The 21,924-nt window shown below is 50.1% G+C and carries 17 protein-coding genes; 14 read left to right on the top strand and 3 right to left on the bottom strand.

All coding sequences use genetic code 11. The annotated features are described in order from the left end of the window. Window positions 1-172 precede the first annotated feature (172 nt). Together GT1_RS13930 and GT1_RS13935 are read right to left on the bottom strand one after the other, a co-directional pair. Window positions 173-2,542, bottom strand: a complete 2,370-nt coding sequence (locus GT1_RS13930) for a homocysteine S-methyltransferase family protein (protein ID WP_188399270.1) — start codon at window positions 2,540-2,542, stop codon at window positions 173-175. Further along, window positions 2,539-3,270, bottom strand: a complete 732-nt coding sequence (locus GT1_RS13935; RefSeq protein WP_223226261.1) for a methionine synthase — start codon at window positions 3,268-3,270, stop codon at window positions 2,539-2,541. The genes GT1_RS13930 and GT1_RS13935 overlap by 4 nt, the downstream gene beginning before the upstream one ends. A gap of 386 nt (window positions 3,271-3,656) precedes the next feature. On the opposite strand from GT1_RS13935, the gene GT1_RS13940 reads away from it, so the two are divergent. The 9 genes from GT1_RS13940 (at window position 3,657) to GT1_RS13980 (ending at window position 12,094) form a co-directional block, all read left to right on the top strand. Beyond that, window positions 3,657-4,418 (top strand): ParA family protein, encoded by a 762-nt coding sequence (locus tag GT1_RS13940; protein WP_075756487.1) that lies wholly within the window; start codon window positions 3,657-3,659, stop codon window positions 4,416-4,418. After that, window positions 4,411-5,322: a ParB/RepB/Spo0J family partition protein gene (locus tag GT1_RS13945; RefSeq protein WP_109298154.1), complete on the top strand. Its 912-nt coding sequence runs from the start codon at window positions 4,411-4,413 to the stop codon at window positions 5,320-5,322. The genes GT1_RS13940 and GT1_RS13945 overlap by 8 nt, the downstream gene beginning before the upstream one ends. 101 nt (window positions 5,323-5,423) lie before the next feature. After that, window positions 5,424-6,821 carry an aspartate ammonia-lyase gene (locus tag GT1_RS13950; protein WP_188399271.1) on the top strand — a complete coding sequence of 466 codons (1,398 nt, stop codon included), beginning with the start codon at window positions 5,424-5,426 and terminating at the stop codon, window positions 6,819-6,821. 12 nt (window positions 6,822-6,833) lie between these two features. Then, window positions 6,834-8,057: a [FeFe] hydrogenase H-cluster maturation GTPase HydF gene (hydF, locus tag GT1_RS13955; protein WP_188399272.1), complete on the top strand. Its 1,224-nt coding sequence runs from the start codon at window positions 6,834-6,836 to the stop codon at window positions 8,055-8,057. Between the two features lie 14 nt (window positions 8,058-8,071). Beyond that, entirely contained in the window at window positions 8,072-9,241 is a 1,170-nt protein-coding gene (locus GT1_RS13960) for an aminotransferase class V-fold PLP-dependent enzyme (protein WP_188399273.1), read from the top strand. Then, entirely contained in the window at window positions 9,222-9,914 is a 693-nt protein-coding gene (locus tag GT1_RS13965; RefSeq protein ID WP_075756482.1) for a DUF554 domain-containing protein, read from the top strand. Before GT1_RS13960 ends, GT1_RS13965 begins: the two co-directional genes overlap by 20 nt. Before the next feature lie 136 nt (window positions 9,915-10,050). Further along, window positions 10,051-10,569, top strand: coding sequence for a DUF4446 family protein (locus GT1_RS13970; protein ID WP_223226262.1), 519 nt, complete (start codon window positions 10,051-10,053; stop codon window positions 10,567-10,569). Window positions 10,570-10,767: 198 nt separating this feature from the next. Further along, window positions 10,768-11,691 carry a M23 family metallopeptidase gene (locus GT1_RS13975; protein ID WP_223226263.1) on the top strand — a complete coding sequence of 308 codons (924 nt, stop codon included), beginning with the start codon at window positions 10,768-10,770 and terminating at the stop codon, window positions 11,689-11,691. A 19-nt stretch (window positions 11,692-11,710) separates the two neighbouring features. Next, window positions 11,711-12,094 carry a polymer-forming cytoskeletal protein gene (locus tag GT1_RS13980; protein ID WP_188399274.1) on the top strand — a complete coding sequence of 128 codons (384 nt, stop codon included), beginning with the start codon at window positions 11,711-11,713 and terminating at the stop codon, window positions 12,092-12,094. Window positions 12,095-12,204: 110 nt separating this feature from the next. On the opposite strand, the gene yyaC is transcribed toward GT1_RS13980, so the two are convergent. Then, window positions 12,205-12,837, bottom strand: a complete 633-nt coding sequence (gene yyaC, locus GT1_RS13985) for a spore protease YyaC (protein WP_075756479.1) — start codon at window positions 12,835-12,837, stop codon at window positions 12,205-12,207. Between the two features lie 159 nt (window positions 12,838-12,996). On the opposite strand from yyaC, the gene selA reads away from it, so the two are divergent. The 5 genes from selA (at window position 12,997) to GT1_RS14010 (ending at window position 21,756) form a co-directional block, all read left to right on the top strand. Continuing rightward, window positions 12,997-14,391 carry an L-seryl-tRNA(Sec) selenium transferase gene (gene selA / locus GT1_RS13990; protein ID WP_188399275.1) on the top strand — a complete coding sequence of 465 codons (1,395 nt, stop codon included), beginning with the start codon at window positions 12,997-12,999 and terminating at the stop codon, window positions 14,389-14,391. Continuing rightward, window positions 14,388-16,268, top strand: coding sequence for a selenocysteine-specific translation elongation factor (gene selB, locus GT1_RS13995; protein ID WP_188399276.1), 1,881 nt, complete (start codon window positions 14,388-14,390; stop codon window positions 16,266-16,268). The genes selA and selB overlap by 4 nt, the downstream gene beginning before the upstream one ends. A gap of 434 nt (window positions 16,269-16,702) precedes the next feature. Continuing rightward, window positions 16,703-17,809 (top strand): glutamate synthase, encoded by a 1,107-nt coding sequence (locus GT1_RS14000; RefSeq protein ID WP_075756476.1) that lies wholly within the window; start codon window positions 16,703-16,705, stop codon window positions 17,807-17,809. Continuing rightward, window positions 17,797-19,434 (top strand): glutamate synthase-related protein, encoded by a 1,638-nt coding sequence (locus GT1_RS14005; RefSeq protein WP_075756475.1) that lies wholly within the window; start codon window positions 17,797-17,799, stop codon window positions 19,432-19,434. The genes GT1_RS14000 and GT1_RS14005 overlap by 13 nt, the downstream gene beginning before the upstream one ends. Window positions 19,435-19,446: 12 nt before the next feature. Beyond that, entirely contained in the window at window positions 19,447-21,756 is a 2,310-nt protein-coding gene (locus tag GT1_RS14010) for an FAD-dependent oxidoreductase (protein WP_188399277.1), read from the top strand. The last annotated feature ends 168 nt before the right edge of the window (window positions 21,757-21,924 follow it).

Genomic DNA, 21,924 nt, shown 5'->3' on the forward strand with positions numbered 1-21,924 from the left:
AGCGTAGCGAGTTTACGGATTTTAGGAATACCACCCGCTTTTCAGCTTTTGGAGGCTTCAGGCCTAGACTTTTTGTTACTTTTGGGGCAATGCCAAAAGTAAAACCGTTCTTCTTGTATTCCCGGATTTGCTGATATTGGGCAAAGCCAAAGGCCCGGGGTGGCTGCTTGGCTTAACAGCCAAGCAGTTGTTTAGCAATATTCACCGCCGCTACGCCGTTGGCCGCGTAAGCATCGGCTCCGGCCTGCCGGGCATAGCTTTCGGTAAGTACAGCACCGCCTACTATGGTTTGACCGGGGAAGCCGTCAGCCTTGAGCGCGGTAATGGTGGCATCGACTTGCGGCAAGGTGGTGGTCATCAGGGCGCATAAACCGACAATATGGGCCTGATGGTTCCGGGCGGCATCGACAATGGTTTCGGCAGTAACATCTTTACCTAAATCAATGACTGTAAAGCCATTGTTCTCTAATAATGCGGCAACAATGTTTTTTCCCAGGTCATGAATATCCCCTTTTACTGTGGCCAGTACTACCGTACCCAGGCTTTGGGTGGTATGGGAGGGGAGTACCTCTTTAATCGTGGTAAAAGCCGTGCGCATGGTTTCGGCCGATAAGAGTACCTGCGGCAGGAAGCAACGCCCCTGCCCGAAGGCTTGCCCGACCTCGTTCATTGCAGCTGTCAGTGCCTGTTCGGTAATGGCAAGCGGGCTATGATTTTCGGCTAAGGCCTGGCGGATCAGCGGCGCTACTCCTGTTGTTTCGCCATTGATTACTGTTTGGCGAATTTGCGTTAAGATATCAGGGGCAGTTGTGGCAGACTCCGGCGCCTGAGCGGGCATATTCACATATTTTTTGCTGTATTCGGCCACCGCCTGGCGGTGGCGTCCCCCTAAAGCCACCGCAGCCGACCAGATGTCTTGCATTAACGGATCAAAAGGATTGAGAATGGGGGCATCAAGCCCGGCATCTAACGCCATAGCGCAAAAGGCGGCATTCATTACATCACGCCGCGGCAGGCCGAAGGAGACATTACTGAGTCCCATGACTGCCGGGCAGCCGAGTTGTTCGCGATATAATTTCAGGGTTAACAGCGTTTCAGCCGCAGCCTGGGAGTCTGTTGCCACCGTCATAACCAAAGCATCCAGCAGCAGATCCTGGCGGTTTAGTCCATGCTCCTCTGCCTGCTGAATAATTTGTCTGGCTATTTTTATGCGTTCGGCTGCGGTTTTTGGTACACCGCTATCTGATAGCGGCAGACATAAAACAGCTGCGCCGTATTTTTTTGCAAGTGGCAGGAAGGTATCTAAGCGCTCGGTCTCGGCGCTGACGGAATTAATCAGCGCCCGGCCGGGATAAGCTTTTAGTCCGGCTTCCAGCGCTGCCGGGTCGGTGGTATCAATGGCCAGGGGTACATCGACCAAGGCCGATAAATCTTCGATAGCCTGTTTCATGACAAGTACCTGGTCAATACCGGGTACACCCATATTGACATCTAAAATACCGGCACCGGCCTTGATTTGTGCCAGTGCTTCTTTTTTTACGGTGACAAAACTACCGGCCTTGATCTCAGCCGCGAGGGCTTTGCGGCCTGTGGGATTAATTCTTTCACCGATTATTACCGGCGAAACCTGGGGGCCAAGGTATACCGTACGGGTGCGGCTGGTTAGTGCGGTGAATGTCTGAATCTGTTTGGCCGGCGTGGCTGTCAGCTTATCAGCCGTTTGGCGAATGGCCTGTATGTGTGCAGGGGTAGTGCCGCAGCAGCCGCCAATGTAACTGGCACCGGCAGCAGCCAGTTTGGGTACCCAGACGGCCATTTCTTCTGCCGACATCGGGAATACCGTTTGACCGTTGACCAGTTCAGGCATGCCGGCGTTAGGCTGTACACTGATGGGGAGAGAGCAGGCTTGTGCCAATATTTCCACCACCGGCAACAGCTGTGCCGGCCCCAAAGAGCAGTTGGCGCCGATAACGCTTGCACCTAAAGCTTCTAAGGTAATGGCAGCCGTTCGCGGGTCGGTACCGGTTACTGTCCGGCCGTCGGCATCAAAGGAGAGTTGGCAAATCACAGGTTGTGGGCTAACGGCTTTAGCTGCCAGCAGCGCTGCCCGCATCTCCTGGATATCAATAATTGTTTCAATAATTATGTAGTCAACCCCGGCTTGAGCCAGAGCATTAATCTGCTCATAATATACCGCGTAGGCGTCAGCAAAAGTGAGTTCACCCAAAGGTGCAATAAACTTGCCTGTCGGACCGACAGAGCCGGCAATTTTAGCGTGGGCGCCTGCTGCCTGACGGGCGGCGGCTACACCGGCGGCATTTATTGCTGTGACTTTGTTCTCCAGGCCATAGTGGGATAGTTTGATACGGTTGGCGCCAAAGGTATTTGTTTCTATTATAGTGGCGCCTGCTGCTACATATTGGCGGTGAATAGCCGTTATCTTAGCTGCTGCTTCGATATTCCATACTTCCGGACATTGGCCTGGTTCCAAACCTGCTTGCTGCAGCATGGTACCCATAGCACCATCAAAAATTGCGATCATTTGCTAATAGTCTCCTTTCGTGCGTGGCAACCGGCTTGCCCGCATTTATCACAGGCCAGTTCTTGCTGATGGGATAAGTTTACTGTCTGGTGGTAGGGATATAGACCAACAATGGCAGTAACCGATTTGCGCGGTACCAGCATTTTTGTGTCAGTGACACTAAGCTCAATACTGGCACCTGTCGCTAGTTTTAATATTTCAGGCTGCACTTCGATAGACCAACCGCCATAGCCAGGACTGAAGCGGCGTCCGGCTGTCAGGCCTGAGCGGCCGGCATGCTGACCGATGATAGTGCAGACAGCATCGCAAGCTGTTTCAACTGCTGTTGTTCCGGCAGCATCTAACAGCAGGGCTAAGGTATATTGATTTTGCGAAAATAGATTAGAAACTTCCTGCTCCAGCGGCAGACCGATGGTTACCGCCATTACGGCTACCTGGGAGGCTCCATGCAAGTGTTTAATCACACTGTCGGCAGTCAGTACCAGCGGCTCGGGAGACAGGATGGTATGCTCTTCCTGATCATAGACATAAACCTGCCAGACCCCTTTCGGCATAGCTAAAAGTTGACCTTGCGTGCAGGCTTCTGCCAGCAAAGCTGCGGAAAAATCGGATTTACTGGTGAGCCCGGCATAGCGTTTGGTTTCGGCAGGGTCAATGGTAGTTAAGCGCGGGTGGTACATGGGCATTTCTCTGGATACCTCCTTAGCGACAAGCGGTATTATTAGCATTATAGTATATTTTGCTGATTAGTTAAAGTAAGACTTAGCGGATTAAACAGTTTACGACCTTGTTATTAACATAACTAATTAATTATGTAATATATTAAGAAAATATTATGCTGCAAAGTAAAACTTCCTTTACTGTAAGTTCTACTTTGCAGCAGTTTTTGGCAGGAAATTGCGCAGATATGTGGAATGAAAAGATGGAACTAATTATTGCCTCATCCGGCGAGACCATGAAGTATATCACCGGCCTTTTTGCCGCCATGCTTTGTTGGTGTCGGCTTACATATGTCTGATATGCGCGCCTCCTTCGCCGCGCCTGACGACAAAAATGCTCGGCGCTATACTCCATAACCCCGCCGGATGAGTCACTATTTTGAGGTGAAAAAAGCTTGGTTAAAGTGATTGCTATCGCCAATCAAAAAGGCGGGGTCGGTAAAACCACGACTGCGGTCAATCTCGCGGCCTGTTTGGCTGAGTTGGGCAAACAGGTATTACTTATCGATATAGACCCCCAGGGTAACTCTACCAGTGGGTTGGGCTTCAATAAGGGGACTATTAAACGTTGTGTCTATGATGCTCTGGTTAATGATGTTCCGGTTGAATCCATTGTCGTCCAAACTCAAATTGATAAGCTTAAATTACTGCCGGCTACCATTCAATTAGCCGGTGCAGAAATTGAACTGGTATCAATGATGTCACGGGAGGGAAAACTTAAGCGGGCACTTGATAAGGCTAAGTTTGCTTATGACTATGTATTAATTGATTGTCCACCTTCGTTAGGCCTGCTTACCATCAACTCGTTGACAGCAGCTAATTCTGTGCTTGTACCCATTCAATGCGAATTTTATGCTTTGGAGGGTTTGACCCAGCTAATGAATACCGTTAGTTTGGTCCAGAAAAATCTCAATCCGGTGCTTACCCTGGAAGGGGTCGTACTTACCATGTTTGATGCCCGGACTAATTTGTCGATTCAGGTTGTTGACGAGGTGAAAAATCATTTCCGGCATAAGGTGTATCAAACCATTGTGCCGAGAAATGTTCGCTTAAGCGAGGCTCCCAGCCATGGGCAACCGGTGATAAAATATGATCCTAAATCAAAAGGGACGGAAGTCTATTTTGATTTAGCACGTGAGGTGATTGGTGATGAGTAAACGTGGATTGGGTAGAGGGCTGGATGCCTTATTTGCTGCACCTGATGCAGCGCAGGCTATAGATACTAACGAACCGGTGAATGAGATTGCAATTAAAGATATTACTCCCAACCTGCATCAACCCCGGCGGGATTTTGATGAAGAAGCATTGGCAGAACTGGCGCAGTCAATTAAGCAGCATGGGGTTATTCAGCCGGTAGTAGTGAGAAAGACCCTTAGCGGCTATGAACTGGTGGCCGGTGAACGGCGGTGGCGCGCCTCCCAAATAGCCGGATTGAAAATGATTCCGGCAGTGGTACGTGAATATACCGATGCGGAAATGATGGAAATAGCGCTTATTGAAAATCTTCAACGCCGTGACCTGAATGCAATTGAAGAAGCTATGGCTTTCCGCAGCCTGATGGAGGAATTTGGCCTCACCCAGGAAGAGGTGGCGCAAAGAATTGGGCGCAGTCGCTCAATGATTGCCAATACCGTTAGATTACTCAAGCTTCATCCTGAAGTGCAGAGTTTTGTTTCACGTGGAACATTAAATATGGGACAGGCTCGCCCGCTGCTTGCTTTAGAAAATCCGGAACTTCAACTAGATGCGGCTAATCAAATTATGGAAGAGGATCTTTCGGCGCGTGACGCTGAAGAGTTGGTACGCCGCCTGGCAGCTCGCCGTCCGGTAAAACCGGCTGAGCCAAAGCAGGAGATACAGGAAGATCAATTCTTCATGAATGAATTTGAGGACCGATTAAAAGTATTACTTGGTACACAAGTTAGAATTAAACCCGGCAAATTAAAAAGCAAGATTGAAATTGAGTACTATTCCAATGAAGATTTAGAACGCATTATGGAAATGCTATCTACTCGTCAGGAAGTAGCTGGTTCTAAATTTCATGGACAATTAATTGTGTAGCAGTTAGGCCAAATTGCGGTAGCGGCATAGTAGTGGCTGGTGCTGTAGATGTTTCACGTGAAACATTAGCAAGGGATTCTTGGTGACGGAGGTGCGTGAGGATGCGCCTGGAAAAAGATTTGCTGGGTGAGCGGGAAGTGCCGGCAGACGTATATTATGGTATTCATACCTTGCGGGCAGTAGAAAATTTTCCTCTCTCCGGTTATAAAGTATCGGTAGAGCTGATTAAAGCCATTGCGCTAATCAAAAAAGCAGCGGCTGAGGTTAATGCCGAACTGGGGTATTTACCGAATGATAAGGCCCACGCGATAGCTTTAGCAGCAGATGAGGTTATGGACGGACAGTGGGAGGAACAGTTTGTCGTTGATGCATTACAGGGAGGGGCAGGAACTTCGACAAACATGAATGTCAATGAAGTGCTGGCAAACCGGGCCATCGAACTTCTGGGCGGGCAGCGCGGCAATTATTCGCTGATTCACCCCCTTAATCATGTTAACATGCATCAGTCTACCAATGATGTTTATCCGACAGCCCTCAGAATTGCCGCCATTTGGCTGCTGAAGCCTTTGAGCGATGGCTGTGCAGCGTTGCAAGAGGCGCTGCAGGCCAAAGAAGCCGAGTTTGCGGGAATTATCAAGGTTGGCCGAACGGAAATGCAGGATGCTGTGCCGGTTATGTTAGGACAGGAGTTTAGTGCCTATGCCAGTGCAATCGCCCGTGACCGCTGGCGCTTGTACAAAGTTGAGGAACGGCTGCGTCAGGTTGGTTTAGGTGGTACTGCCATTGGTACCGGGCTCAATGCGGATAAGAAATATCTATTTATGGTTAATGAACGGGTACGGCAGTATGCTGGTGTGGGCGTAGCCAGAGCGGAAAACATGATTGATGTTATTCAAAATGCTGACGTATTTGTGGAAGTATCCGGGCTGCTAAAAGCGTTGGCTGTCAATCTAGGTAAAATGGCGCATGATTTTAGATTAATGTCATCAGGACCATGTGCCGGTTTGGGTGAGATACGACTGCCTGAACGGCAGGCCGGGTCTTCCATCATGCCTGGCAAAGTTAACCCGATAATCCCGGAAGCGGTTAACCAAACTGTCTTTCATGTTATGGCCTCCGATATGGCCATTGCTATGGCGGCACAATCAGGTCAGCTTGAACTGAACCCATTTATGCCACTTATTGCGCATCATCTGTTGGAAAGTCTGACCATCTTAAAGAATACTGTAAAAGTTGTCAATGAATTTTGTGTACAGGGAATAACGGCAGAGGTCGAACGCTGTCAAAACTTATTGCATAACAGCCAGGTTAGCGTAACAGCACTGGTGCCGCATATTGGTTATGATTTGGCATCTAAAGTGGCTCGCAGAGCCATGGAGGGAAAAATGACAGTGCGGCAAGCCGCCATTGAACTGGCCGTATTGTCTGAACAACAGCTTGACGCCGTCCTGGACCCGCGGGCTATGACTAGACCGGGTATTGCCGGAGCGCGAAAATAGGGGGAAAATAATATGGAAGAAACACCGAAAGGTTCCCGGCTGCATATTGCCATCTTTGGCCGGCGAAATGCCGGTAAGTCCAGTTTAATCAACGCTCTTACCAGTCAGGATATTGCTCTGGTTTCTGATGTGCCAGGCACTACCACTGATCCGGTATATAAAGCCATGGAAATATTGCCGATTGGTCCGGTCATGATTATTGACACAGCCGGTATTGATGATGTGGGAGATTTAGGCGCACTGCGGGTAGAACGAACCATGCAAGTGCTTAATAAAACCGATTTGGCAGTTATGGTAATTGAGCCGGAACAAGGTGTGACAGAGTTTGAACAACAGCTTGTTAAAGCAATCAGAAAACGTAATTTGCCGATTGCCGGTGTAATCAATAAAAGTGATTTGCTGTCAATAAGTCCGGAGCTGCTGGCACAGTGGAGTGTCGAGATAGATGTGCCGCTGATTGGCATTAGTGCCAAAACCGGTCAGGGAATTGAGGAACTAAAACGTCTCATGATTAAGCTGGCTCCTGATGACTGGGAAGGGCCGCCGCTGATTGGTGATTTGGTTTCACCGGGAGACACTGTCGTTTTGGTTGTTCCCATTGATTTGGCAGCGCCTAAAGGGCGCTTGATTTTACCGCAGGTGCAGACCATCCGGGATATTTTGGACAATGACGCCTGTGCTGTTGTGGTTAAGGAACGCGAGCTCAAAGAAGCATTAGCGGGTTTAAAGCAGCCACCGCATTTGGTGGTTACTGATTCGCAGGAATTTATGAAAGTAGGTGCAGATACGCCGCCGGGTGTAATGCTAACCTCATTTTCGATTCTCCTGGCGCGTCATAAAGGCGACCTGGAAACCCTGGTAACGGGGGCTAAAGCCATTGACAGTCTGGAGCCGGGCGATAAGGTGCTCATAGCGGAAGGCTGTACCCATCACCGTCAGGCTGACGATATCGGGAAAATGAAAATTCCTCGCTGGCTTAGACAGAATGTCGGTGGCGAACTGGAATTTGAATGGGTGTCTGGCGGGACTTTTCCGCCGGATTTGACAAAATATAAATTGATTGTACATTGTGGCGGATGTATGCTCAATCGCCGGGAAATGCTGTACCGTTTGGCTACGGCCAGAGAAGCAGGGGTGCCAATAGTAAATTACGGCTTGTTGATTGCTCACCTTCATGGCATTTTGCACCGGGCGCTTGCGCCTTTTCCGCTGGCACAAATGATTTTGACAGAGTAGGGGCTGAACGAATTGTGATATATCTTGATAATGCCGCTACGACGTGGCCTAAACCGGAAAGTGTGTATCAGGCGGTAGATCAGTGCCTGCGAACAAGGGGGGCTAATCCCGGACGTGGCGGACATGGCATGGCGCGGGCGGCCAGCTTGTTATTATATGAAACCCGCGAAGCTTTAGCGGAGCTATTTGGCATTGCCGATGCCAATCAACTGGTCTTTACCTATAATGCTACTGATGCCATCAGTATGGCGGTTATGGGATTGGCAGACCCGGGTGACAGCATTGTGACTACATCCATGGAGCATAATGCTGTAGCCAGAACGCTTCGGCTTGCCCAGTCGCGAGGGGTAACGATTCATGTAATTCCCTGTGATTCGACCGGGCAGCTTGATATGCAGGCAATGGCAGCAGCCATCAGGCAAAAGCCGAAAGCGGTGGTGATGACCCACGCCTCTAATGTTACCGGTACTATTATGCCGGTTGCCGAGGTAGGTAAACTAACAAAAGAGCAAGGTGTTGCGCTGGTGGTTGATGCGGCACAAACCGCCGGTGTGGAGGATATCCATGTAGCCGATATGGGGATTGATATCCTGGCTTTTAGCGGGCATAAAGGGTTGCTTGGCCCGCAAGGGACAGGCGGTTTGTATATCCATGAGGCTATTACCGTACGGCCGCTGAGGGTTGGCGGTACCGGCAGCTTGTCTGAATCTGATTTGCAGCCGGAGTTTATGCCTGACAGCTTGGAAAGCGGTACACCCAATACACCCGGTATTGCCGGACTTAATGCCGGAGTGCAATTTATTCTGCAAACCGGTCAGGCTGTTATCCGGGCGAAAGAAATGGAGCTGACCGGACAATTACTGGCAGGCTTGCTGGCAATACCGGCAGCCAGTGTCTATGGCAGGCTTGATCTTTTAGGACGGACGGCAGTGGTTTCGTTTACCCTGAAAGGGCAGGACAGTGGGCAGATAGCGCACCTGCTTGACCAGCAGTATGCCATTGCCTGCCGTTCCGGCTTACATTGCGCACCCTGGGCGCATAAAACCATCGGTACGCTTGAGACCGGCACTGTGCGCCTAAGTCCGGGATATTTCAATACACAACAAGAAATTGAGCAGGCGCTTGCCGCCATTCGCGAAATTGCCGCTCAGGGAGGATTCATTCATGAAAGGGACTTTAGTTAATGTCGCGGCTGTAGTCGTTGGCTCAGGCTTGGGCCTGGTGCTAAAACGCGGTATTCCCGAAAAATATCAAAATACCATCATGCACGGGATGGCGCTGGCCGTCGGTGTCATTGGCCTGCAGATGGCATTTAAGACAGAGAATATGCTTATCGTTATTTTGGGGTTAGCTGCCGGGGCTGTTATCGGAGAGGCACTCAATATTGATGGCGGTTTAAACCAAATAGGTAATTGGCTGTCAGAGAAACTGGGAGGCAAAGACCAGCCCGGACAAAACAACATCGGGCACGGATTTGTTACTGCCAGTTTAGTGTATTGTATTGGTGCCATGGCGGTTGTGGGGGCAATCCAGGACGGTTTAACCGGAGACACCAGTACCTTATACGCCAAATCGTTACTGGATGGGATTACTTCGATTGTATTTGCTTCCAGTATGGGGGTGGGAGTAACCTTTTCCAGCCTGTCCATTCTGGCATACCAAGGCTCGATAACTTTACTTGCCGGATTTTTCAGCTCGGTGCTGTCTGACCGGGTGGTTACCGAATTAACGGCAACCGGCGGGATTCTTATTGTCGGAGTGAGCATACTAATGCTGGAAATTAAAAAGATAAAGCTGGCCAATTTGCTGCCTGCCATACCGGCTGCCGCCGCTTTAGCCTACTTTTGGCCGGTATAGGCGTAATAGTTGGCTTTCGAAAAGATTTGCCGGTCATAATAGCAGTGAAATCCAGCTTTGACAGTTGATCACAGCTAATAATCCTATGCCCGGAATTTTGTGTGAAACTTTTGTCGCAAAAAAGAAAGGTGATGCAATGACTAACGTGGATTTATCGCAGTATACCGCATTAATTACTGCCAATTTGCCCTATATACTTCTTATACTGACAGCTTTAATCTTTTTGGCATTACTTGTTTTTATTAATATTAGCATTAAAATGAATAAGCTCAACAAGCGTTACCGGAGAATGATGACAGGAATCGACGGCGGTAATATTGAGCGGTTGCTGCAGGTGCATATGGAAGAAGTACGTCAGGCAGTTACCAAAGTAAATCAGCTTGACGGGGAATATCGCCGTTTGCAGGCTGTCGCCGCTGCCTCCGTACAACATGTAGGTGTTGTACGCTTTAGCGCGTTTGAGGAGATTGGCAGTGACCTTAGCTTTTCCCTGGCACTGCTTGACAGCAAAAGGAATGGAGTTGTGTTATCCAGCATTTACGGGCGCAGTGAGTCGCGGGTATATGCCAAACCGGTGGTTAACGGTCAGTCAACCTATTTATTAACAGGCGAAGAAAAAGAAGCTATAGACAAAGCTTTGGGAAAAATTTCATAGATTGGCAGGATTTTTGCATTTTTTGGCGAATAACACCAGGGTTGGAGTAATGCAATCTTGTCTAATGACTAGCCGCTTTAAGATTTCGGGTTGTTACAAAGGGTATTTAGAGCGGACAAGCCCTTGGATGAGGACGACGAACCTTCAGAAGGGTTAAATCCACCTGAAGCTAAGTCTACTTTACGAAGAAGGTGATATTTGTTGAAACAAAAAATGCAGAAGCCTGACAAGCGCGAATATACACTAATGATTGTGCCCCATCATGGCAAATCGGTATTTAGTCTTCGTATACCTATAAAAATAGTCAAATACGCAGCAGTAACGCTGGGTATCTGTCTTACGATACTTTCCGGCACAATGTTAAATTACCGGTATCAGGCCAATATAGCCACCCAGGAAAAGATCGAGCTAGTTCAATTGCGGGAAGTGAGCAGTAAGCAAAATGTAGAGCTGGAAGAGCTGGCTAAGGCGACTGCCGAGCTCCAGGACAATATGAACCGTCTCAACCAGTTGGACAGCGACCTTCGCCGCATGGTAAACAGTGAGGAGTCGGCTGCTGTTTCCCGTTCGGCGCCGGTACGTATCGCAAACTACAACGGACAAGGCGGGCCTGAGGTTAAGCCGGATATTAAACAGTTGACCACCCTGGTCAACGAGCTTAAGGCATCAGTAAGTGAGCGGGAGAAAAGTCTTAGCAATTTGAAAGACGCGTTAATAGAGAAAAATGAACGTTTAGCGGTTACGCCCTCCATTTGGCCGACGAATGGCGAAGTATCTTCCCGCTTCGGCTGGCGCAGTTCGCCCTGGGGTATGGGAAGCAGTTGGCATCCGGGCATTGATATCGCTAACGATATCGGTACGCCTATTGTTGCCGCAGCCGACGGTACGGTTGTCAATAGCGGCTGGTATGGCGGTTACGGTAAAATGATAGAAATTGATCATGGCAATGGCATTGTCACTATTTACGGACATAATTCCCGCAACCTGGTGGAAGCAGGCCAGAGGGTTAAAAAAGGTGAAACCATCGCTCATATGGGAAGCACAGGAATAAGTACAGGGCCGCACCTGCACTATGAGGTTCGTGTCAATGGCACGGCTGTTAACCCGTCAACTTTTTTATAAAATAGGAGGTTAAGCATTAATGTTTGGCATGAAGAAGCAGGCAGGCAGCGGTAACATTGGCGAGCAAGTCGGCACTATTATTGGCAGTGATACTTCTTTTAAAGGCAGCATTACTTCACAAGGCACCATTCGTATTGATGGCCAGCATGAAGGGGATTTGACTATAGCCGGTGATCTGGTAATTGGCGAACGCGGCCAGCTCCAATCGCAGATCAAAGCCCGCAGCATACTTGTTGCCGGCATGATCAGCGGCAATATTGAGGCCACGGATAAACTGGAGCTTATGCCTACCGCCAAAGTTTATGGGGATATTAAGGTGGGTACTCTCACCATTAACGAAGGCGCCGTGTTTCGTGGTGCCTGTCAGATGCTTAAGGAAGTACCGGCCGAAGAAAACGAGTGAAATGATTATAAAAAACCCCCGGAATACTGTTTGACGACAAGTATCCCGGGGATTTTCTATATTTACCAGAATGTATAAGTTTGGCGCGCTATTACAAGGCCGGCTTATTTTCAGTTTTGTGAATGCGTATGTGAACGGCCCAGACCAAAAGATAAGCTATGGGCAATTGTGTCGGCCATTTTCATTACCAGATTCAGTCTGGTGCTTTGCAGCACCAAATGTTCCATAAAGCCGCCAACATTAACAATACCGGTGATATAAGCATTCCCTACCGGCGGCAGGTTTTTGTTGACGGCAGCACCTGGCTTAACAGAGCCATGACCCAGTGTCACGCAGCCGACATTCTCCAGTTTTCCCAGGCAGGCATCTACGGCAATGACAAAAGGATGACTGAAGGAACTGCCAATAAATTTGAGTTTGTCTTCCAGATTGGTGGCGTGTACCGGATCGTCCAGGGTGCCGTAAATGTGGGGAAATAGATTAAGCGTTTTTAGTTTTGTACCGGTTAGCGGACCGAGAGAATCACCTGTTGAGCGGTCGGTACCAATACATAATACGATAATGTCATTTCCGTCGGCCCTGGCGGTTTCAATCAGATTACGGATGGAAATGGCTAAATCGTACATAACATTCGCTTGAGTGACATTGAACTTTAATTCGCGGCTTGGCCCGGGAACCGGTGGTGATGGCTTAGGCGGAGCTAATTTGTTTAAACGGGGAAAGTTTAAAAGATTATTTAGCATAGGCAAACTCCTGTTGCATATTTACTATTACCAGTATGTGTGAAAAAGCAATAATCTATACATCCGGGCAGGAATTTTTGCCAGAAAACAGGAATACACTATGAAATGTTTACCAGGTTATATCAATAGTTAAGGAACAATAGGGAGGCAGCAAGATAGATGGAGGGGAATAACAAGTTACGTTCTATACCGTCGATCGACCGGCTACTGTCGATTGCGTCAGCCGATAAAGAGATCAACGCCTATCCGCGCGAACTGGTGGTTGCTTGTTTGCGCCAGGTGGCGGCTGAGGCCAGAGAGGCACTCAGGCTGAACTCTGAGCAGGAATGCAGTCCGGCAGCCCTGCTGGTTGAGGCCAGGGAAATGCTGAGCCGGTGCAGCCGTCCCAGCCTGCGCCGGGTTATTAATGCCACAGGCGTAGTGCTGCATACCAATCTGGGGCGGGCGCCGTTAGGCAGGCGGGCCAGGGAATGTGTAACCGATGTAATGGCAGGCTATAGCACGCTGGAATATGATACGGAAACAGGCGGGCGCGGCAGCCGTTATGCCCATGTATCGGAGCAATTGTGTCAGTTAACAGGCGCGGAAGATGCTATTGTGGTAAATAATAATGCAGCAGCTGTGCTGTTAGTCTTGTCCGCTGTAACGAAAGGGCGGGAGGTTATTGTCAGCCGTGGTGAACTTGTGGAAATTGGCGGTTCTTTCCGCATTCCGGATGTTCTCAGACAAAGCGGCGCCACCCTTGTTGAAGTGGGAACCACTAATAAAACCCATTTGTCAGATTACGAACAAGCCATTGGGCCCAATACGGGGGCTATTTTAAAGGTGCATACCAGCAATTATCGCATCATCGGCTTTACAGCCCAACCGGACAGCCGGGAACTGGCCGCTTTAGCGCATCGCTATCAATTGCCGGTTATTGAAGACTTAGGGAGCGGGACACTGCTGCCGCTGGCTGCCGGCGGACAGACAGAACCCACGGTGGCAGAACGGCTGCAGCTGGGTTTTGATATAGTTACTTTTAGCGGCGATAAACTGCTGGGCGCAGGGCAAGCAGGTATTATTGCCGGCAAAGCTCAATATGTGGCCATGATGAAAAAACATCCGCTGCTCAGGGCTGTACGTATTGACAAGCTATCGTTAGCAGCCTTGGAAGGAACTTTGATGGAATATGTGCTGGGAGAGCCTGAACAGACTGTACCGGCATTAGCGATGCTTACTATTGCTGAGGATATATTGAAAGAACGGGCCATACAGCTTAACCGGTTAATTCTGCAGCCGGAACTAAGCGGTCTGACGGCCGAGGTCGTACCGCTGAGTTCACCCGCCGGCGGCGGCGCGCTCCCGCTTGCCGCTTTGCGGGGCTATGGTGTGGCTGTCAATATGCCGGGGATGAGTGCCGATAAGCTTGAAAGCCGCCTGAGGCAGCGGAATATACCCATTATTGTCCGGATTCAGGAAGAGCGGATTATTTTCGATGTGCGCTGTCTGGTTGAGACAGATATGGAGGAAATTGCGGCAGCGCTCAGCGAGATAGGGAGGCCTGGGGCATGAAGTATGTCATCATTGGTACGGCCGGTCATGTGGACCATGGAAAGTCAGCCATTATTAAAGCCTTGACCGGGACAGAGACCGACAGGCTGAAAGAAGAACAAATGCGCGGCATCTCAATTGATCTGGGGTTTGCCTCCCTGTCTTTGGGCGATAAGCTAAAGGCAGGGATTGTTGATGTTCCGGGACATGAACGGTTTCTTAAAAATATGCTGGCCGGCACAGGCGGCATTGATCTGGCCATGCTGGTAATTGCCGCCGATGAAGGGATTATGCCGCAGACCAAAGAACATTTGGCTATGCTCCAATTGTACGGCATCAGGCAGGGAATTATTGTTATCAATAAAATTGATAAAGTAGACGGCGAATGGCTGGAACTTGTCGAAGAAGAAATAAGAGAATATATGAAAGACACTTTTTTGCAGGCTGCCGCCATTTGCCGCGTATCGGCCATAACCGGCGAAGGCTTTGCGGGGCTTAAAGCCTCTCTGGCAGAACTGGCGGAAAAAATACCTGCCCGGGACAGCACCGCTCCGTTCCGGCTGTGGATCGACAGGGTGTTTACCGTTAAGGGGCATGGCGCGGTAGTGACCGGGTCGGTGCTGAGCGGGCAAGCCGGTGTGGGTGACAGCTTGCTGTTATACCCGGCAGAAACGGTTGTACGGATTCGCGGGTTAGAATCGCATGGTGAGAAAGCCGGCAATATTATTGCCGGCCAGCGGGCAGCCATTAATCTGACGGGAATAGAACAGGAACAGCTTTCCCGGGGAATGATGCTCAGTGCAAGCACCCGTGGTGAAATAAGCTGCCTCTGGGATGTAGCCGCCGACTGGCGGCAGGAAGTGGAAAACGGTTTGCGGGTCCGGCTGCATCTGGGAACAGGTGAGTTTTTGGGCCGGATTTATTCCTTTAAAGGCACGGATAATCGCTATATGCGGCTGATTTTGGAACAGCCGTTAGCCGCAGGGGCTGGCGACAGGGGGATTATTAGACTGTATTCGCCACAGCATCTGCTGGGCGGTGTGACCTTGATCGCTCCCGGGCGTAATACCAGGCGGTTAACTGCTGCCAGGGCTGCTTTAGCCGCAGCGGTGGCGTGCTCCGACGAAGCGGCCTCCCTGTATTATCGTCTGGCAGAGAGTCGCCAACTGTTAACAAAAGAGGAAATCAAACGGCAGAGCGGCTATCTTCCTGACCGGGCGGTGAATCAGGCGATTGAGCGGCTGACTGCGGCGGAAAAAATTCGTAAGCTGGACAAGTCGTATATTGCGACTGTGGTTCTTGAGCGGCTGAGTCATACTGTTACCGGCATTTTGCAGGATTATCATAGACGTGATCCTGACCGGAATGGTTTGTCCAAGGAAATAGTCCGGCAAAAAATGTCCCTTGGGGAGAAAAACTTTGACATCCTGCTTGCTTGCTGGCTGGAAACCGGTGTAGTGGTAATCGACGGCGGCCAGCTGGCATTAAAAAATCACGCCGAGCGTCATGGCGGCTGGCAGCAGGAGGTTGTGGCCAAAGCGGCAGTTGCGTTTGAAAATATTGGATTGATAAATATTGATCCGGAGTTATTGGCGCAAAAAATTGGTCTGCCGCCGGATAAAATTAAAGTTGCCCATGGTGAGCTGGTCCGGGCAGGGGTATTGATTAAGCTTGGAGATATGTTTGTATACAGCAAAACAATTCAAAACATTGTACAGCTTATTCATACATATTTTCAGGAGAAAGAGACCTTAACAGTGGCAGAGTTGCGAGATATTCTGAACACTTCCCGGAAAATTGCAGTTCCAATCATGGAATATCTTGATATGAATAAATATACTATAAGAGAAGGTGATATTCGTCGACCAAGCCGTAAAATCATGGATTTTTCAGAATAATTTTTTTTAAATTTGCATATTGACAGTATAACAATTCGTTTTTATAATATACTCAAGAGAAACAGTGTACAGCGTCGTGCATCTGTTACGTACAAACGTACTTTAAGGAGTGTGCCTAGGGTTCCGCGCTGCAAAGTGGGCTGGACCAAGCGGCACAGGTGCGACGTAACGAGCACTACACCGTGGGTATAAAAGACCCGGCGGAAAGTCCTAGGTTAGGATATTTCGCCAGGTCTTTTTATTGTCTTTATTCTAACAGAAAGTATAACTTTCTTTAAACGCAGGATAAGGGCAACACCGGTTTCCGCTGTCGCCAAAGGCTCGGAGCCAGCCGTGTTTTCTTTAAAAAATAAGACTTGTGAGCAAGGCCGGCTGCCAGACGCGGCAAAGCAGCCGGCCGTTTAACGAGTCTAAGAGGGTGGGAGAGAAGTAGGATGTGTAGAATTGGAGCTATTAAAAGTAAAGTGGCCTTTCATCCGTCACTGGCGTTACAGTTAATGCTGCCCCAGCAGGAAGGACATGACAACTCCGGGTTCGCCATGGTCATGCAGGATTTGGAAGGAGTATTTGCCGATTATAAGGATAAGCCGTTACTGTCATTGGCTTGTACCCAAAAGGGCGCCTCTATGGTAGAGCTTTTCATGGAAACCAATAACTTTACCCCGGTGCATGAGTGGATTCCGCGAGGTGTCCGTCAGACAGGGCTTGACATCAAGGCCATGCCTTATTATATTTTTCGGGCTTATGATTATCCTGAGTATTATCGCCAGGCCACCCAGGAGGCAAAAGCAGAACTGCTGCTGGATATTCGCCTGGCCCTCAGGGAGCTGTTAGCCAAGGAGGAAGAAGGCTATGTCTATTCTTTCTGGCCTGATGTTTTAACCTTAAAGGAAATTGGCGATCCCCGCGATATTGCCGTCTATTTTAAATTATGGGACAATAACGGCGATTTAATGGCCAAAAATGTTGTTGTGCAGTGCCGGCAAAATACCAACTATGAGATTGTGCGATATGCTGCCCATCCTTTCTTTTTACAGGGATATACGCTGTGTGCCAATGGTGAAAATACCTTTTATACCAAAAATAAAGAATATCAAAAATCGCTGCATCGCGGCTATATCGGCTTTGAATCAGATTCGCAAAACTTCCTTTATACTTTGCATTATGTTCTTGATGTGCTCAAATGGCCGATAAAGTACTACAAGCATGTGATTACGCCGCTGCCCTTTGCCGAGATTGCCAAACGGGCAGACCACCGGGAGTTGACAGCCATCCGCCAATCCTTAGGCCATCTGGAAATTAACGGGCCTAATACCATTATTGCTATGCTGCCTGATGGGCGGATGATGACCTGTTGTGACTCGAAAAAGCTGCGCCCGGTAGTTGTGGGCGGTGACGGTACCACTATTGCGATATCCTCGGAAGTTTGCGGTATAAACCAAATTTTGCCTAACCGTAACCAGGAGCTTGATATTTATCCGAATGAACGGGAAGTTGTAGTTATTACTTCGGAATTGGAGGTGGAACGATGGAAACAGTAAAAGTGCAGGATGTCAGCGTTAATGATCTGCCGTGGAAATTACAATATGTTCATGAACGCTGTACCATGTGCGGCAGCTGTGTGGCTGCCTGTACCTTTAACGCAATAGAGGCGGCCATGGAGCGGCGGTCTGTTACCGTATCCACCGGCCACCAGCCTGAACCCAGCCAGCGGCATATGGCTATTCCGGTCATTAAGCAGAAGGCAGCTGTAGGCAACGCCTGTGTGGGCTGCGGCATGTGTGAAAAGGTGTGCCCGAACAGTGCCATTAAGCCTGTGCGCAACCTGGATTCACGGATAAATTATCTGAACCGGAGCGGCGGCTCGCCGGTTAAACGCGGCGGACGCAACAATCTTAGCGGCGGCGACCGGACACTGGACCGGATTGTGGTTGGCCGGATTTCGCAAATGACCGACCCGGCGTTAGACTCTGAACGGCATACGTTTGATATCCTGGCTCCTTTTGGCCGGGTGCTTTTGCCCCATGAATTGCCGCTGGCTTCCGATGGCCGGGAACTTAAACTGACGACTCAGACACCGCCGGTAAACTGGATTTATCCGGTAATCTTCAGCGATATGTCTATTGGTGCCCTTTCAACCCGGGCCTGGGAAGCTGTTGCCATGGCCACGGCGTATCTCAACGAAAAACATAATCTGCCTGTGCGGATGTGCTCCGGTGAAGGCGGCATGCCGAAAAAGCTCCTGCAATCCGAGCAGCTGAAATATATGATTCTGCAAATTGCCTCAGGTCATTTTGGCTGGAACCGGATTATCCAGGCATTGCCGCACATGAAGGCAGACCCGGCCGGCATTCTGATCAAAATCGGTCAGGGTGCCAAACCGGGTGACGGCGGACTATTGCCGGCAGCCAAAGTATCTAAACCGGTACAGTCTATTCGCGGCGTACCTAAGGCCGACCTGTTATCACCGCCTAATCACCAGGGACTGTATTCGATTGAAGAGTCGGTACAAAAGATGTTTATGTCCATGAATGCCGCCTTCAAGTTCCGGGTACCTGTTGCCATCAAATGTGCGGCTTCAGCGACCTCGGTTTCCGTTTATAACAACTTGCTGCGCGACCCATACAAAATTTGCGGCGGCTTTTTCATTGACGGCATCCAGGGGGGGACCGGCGCCGCTAATGAAGTGTCGCTTGACCATACCGGACATCCGGTGGTGTCCAAAGCCCGCGAATGTTATCTTGCTGCGGTTAAGCAGGGCCGCCAGGGACAAATCCCGTTATGGGCCGGTGGCGGCGTAGGCTTAACCGGCAACGCGGCAGCCGATGCCTTCAAACTCATCTGTCTGGGTGCCAATGGTGTCTTTATGGGCAAAATGCTGATTCAGCTGTGCGGCTGTGTCGGCAATGAACTTGGCCGCTGCAATGCCTGCAACACCGGTAACTGTCCTGCCGGTATTTGTACCCAGAATCCGCGGCTGGTAAAGCGTCTGGATATTGATAAAGCGGCGCAAAACATTGTTGACTACATGCTGGCCTTAGACAGCGAACTCAAAAAGCTTATGGCGCCTGTCGGCAACAGCTCGCTGCCTGTGGGACGCTCTGATGCCCTGGTTAGTACCGATAAAGCCATTGCCGACAAGCTGGCTATCCAATATGTATGTTAGGGGGACCTCTGCATGTTTAAAATAAATACTATTGACGGTAACAACCGGATGTCCACGCAGGACCTCTTAGAAAGCATTAATGCAGCGTTGGCGCAGGGAGAAACCGAATTTTATATTGAAGCGGCAGGTCAGCATGATATTGGCGGCCCGCTGTGGCATCCGGAAGGAAAACCGCTTACCTTCCTGGTCAAAAATGCCGGTCAGCGGGTAGGCTCCATGTGTTTGCCGGGAACGGAAATTATTGTGGAAGGTTCTGCCTCGGCCGATATCGGCTGGCTTAACGCCGGTGGCCGGATTATCGTAAAAGGCGATGGCGGCGATACGGCTGCCCATTGTGCTGCTGCCGGCACCATTTATGTCGGCGGCAGGGCGGGAACCCGCTCCGGTTCGCTGATGAAGCATGATCCGCTGTTTGACGCGCCGGAATTCTGGGTACTTAAAAATGTCGGCAGCTTTGCCTTTGAGTTTATGGGTGGCGGCATTGCCGTAGTGTGCGGCTATGACAGTGAACAGTTTGAGTCGGTATTGGGTGACCGGGCTTGCACCGGGATGGTGGGAGGTATTGTTTACTTCCGGGGCAGTGCCGGCGGCATATCGGCTAAAGATACCAAGATTCTGCCGTTGGCAGCAGAAGATATTGCCTATCTTGACGGAAAAATGGAGGACTTCCTGAATGCAGTCGGCCGGCCGGAACTAAGAACAGAACTGACTGACTGGCAGGAATGGCACAAGGTAGTACCGCTTTCTTATGACGAACGCCCCAAAAAAGCCAACACCGACTTGTTTTCCTTCCGAAACAGTGCCTGGGTGCCTGGCAGTATTTTCAGTGATGTCTGTGACGACGACTTTACCGTTATCGATACTGTTGCGACAGGAGAATACCGCCGGCGCGTCCCTGTCTGGGAGAATGGAAAATATAGCGCCCCCTGCGAATTTAACTGCACGGCCTCAATCCCATCCCAGCAGCGTTTCAACTTGCTCCGGGACGGCAGGATTGAGGAAGCTTACCGTCTGGTGCTTGAATATACACCCTTCCCCGGTTCTGTGTGCGGCGCAGTATGCCCTAATCTCTGCATGGATGACTGTACCCGCAAAACCGTGGATATTTCAGCGCAAATCGGTAAACTGGGACGATATTCGTCAGCCGTTGACTTACCTATGCCTGAGGCTGAAACCGGCAAACATGTGGCCGTCATCGGTGGCGGCGCCGCCGGACTGACGGCTGCCTGGCAGCTGGCGCGGCTGGGCCATAAGGTAACCGTATTTGAAGCCGATGAAAAAATGGGCGGTAAAATGGAGCAGGTTATCCCGCGCTCCCGTCTGCCGCAGGAGACGCTGACACGGGAGATCGCCCGCATTGCGGCCATGGGTGTTGCCTATAAAACCGGGGTAAGTGTGGACAAAGAAAAATTTACTTCTATTAAAGACTGCCATGATGCGGTAGTGGTGGCCACCGGGACGCATGTAACCAAAGTGATTCCCTGGCCGGGGCATGAACGCATTATCAAAGGTCTGGATTTCCTTAAAGCCATCAACAAAGGAGAAAAACCGGCTATCGGTAAACAGATCATCGTTATCGGCTGCGGCAACTCGGGCATGGATGTGGCTGTCGGGGCTTATGGCCTTGGCGCAGAACAGGTTACCTGCATTGACGTGCAGCGGCCGGCTGCCTTCGCGGCGGAGATGGCGCACGTTAAGGCGCTGGGCGGAGAAATTTGCTGGCCGGTGTTTACCAAAGAGGTGACAGACGAGGGAATCATCACGCAAGATGGCAAGCTGATTAAAGGCGATACCGTAATCATTGCTATTGGTGAAGTGCCTGACCTGGATTTTGTGCCTGACGGTATTGCTTTGGAACGCGGCTTTTTGCAGCCGGCCGGTAATTATAGTGTGGCTCCCGGTATCTTTACGGCCGGTGACACCATTCGTCCCGGTCGGCTGGTGGACGCCATCGGTGCCGGCCGCGAGGCCGCCCTGGCTGCCGACGCCTATCTGAGGAGTGCCGCCTATATGCCTGCAGGGAAGATTAGGATTCCGGCAGAGCGGATGAGTACCGCCTACTTTAAAAAATGTCATAGCTGCGATGTACCTGACGCCAGCGGTGACTACGCCCGCTGCATTAGCTGTGGTACTTGCCGTGATTGCCATATGTGCCTTAAATCCTGCCCGGAAAATGCCATCACCCGGCTGGCCGGGGAAAATGGCGCCGAATATGTGTCAGATCCGGCAAGCTGTATTGGGTGCGGTATTTGTGCCGGTATTTGTCCCTGCGGTGTCTGGAATATGGAGACAAATGCCGAACCGATTAAATTTTACCGATAAATGGAGACTCAGGCATAACTCTGTTGCTAGAAACAGGAAGCCTTAAAGCTGGCCGGCCTTTGGCTGCCGTGCCGTTATCTCTGACACGGCAGCTATATGCCGGCCATGTATTCTGTCATGGGAGTTATGTTCTTTGTGCGAAAGCAGAGGCATACAGGGAACAAAAAT

Source organism: Sporomusa sp. GT1 (assembly GCF_014634905.1).
Lineage (GTDB): Bacteria > Bacillota > Negativicutes > Sporomusales > Sporomusaceae > Sporomusa > Sporomusa sphaeroides.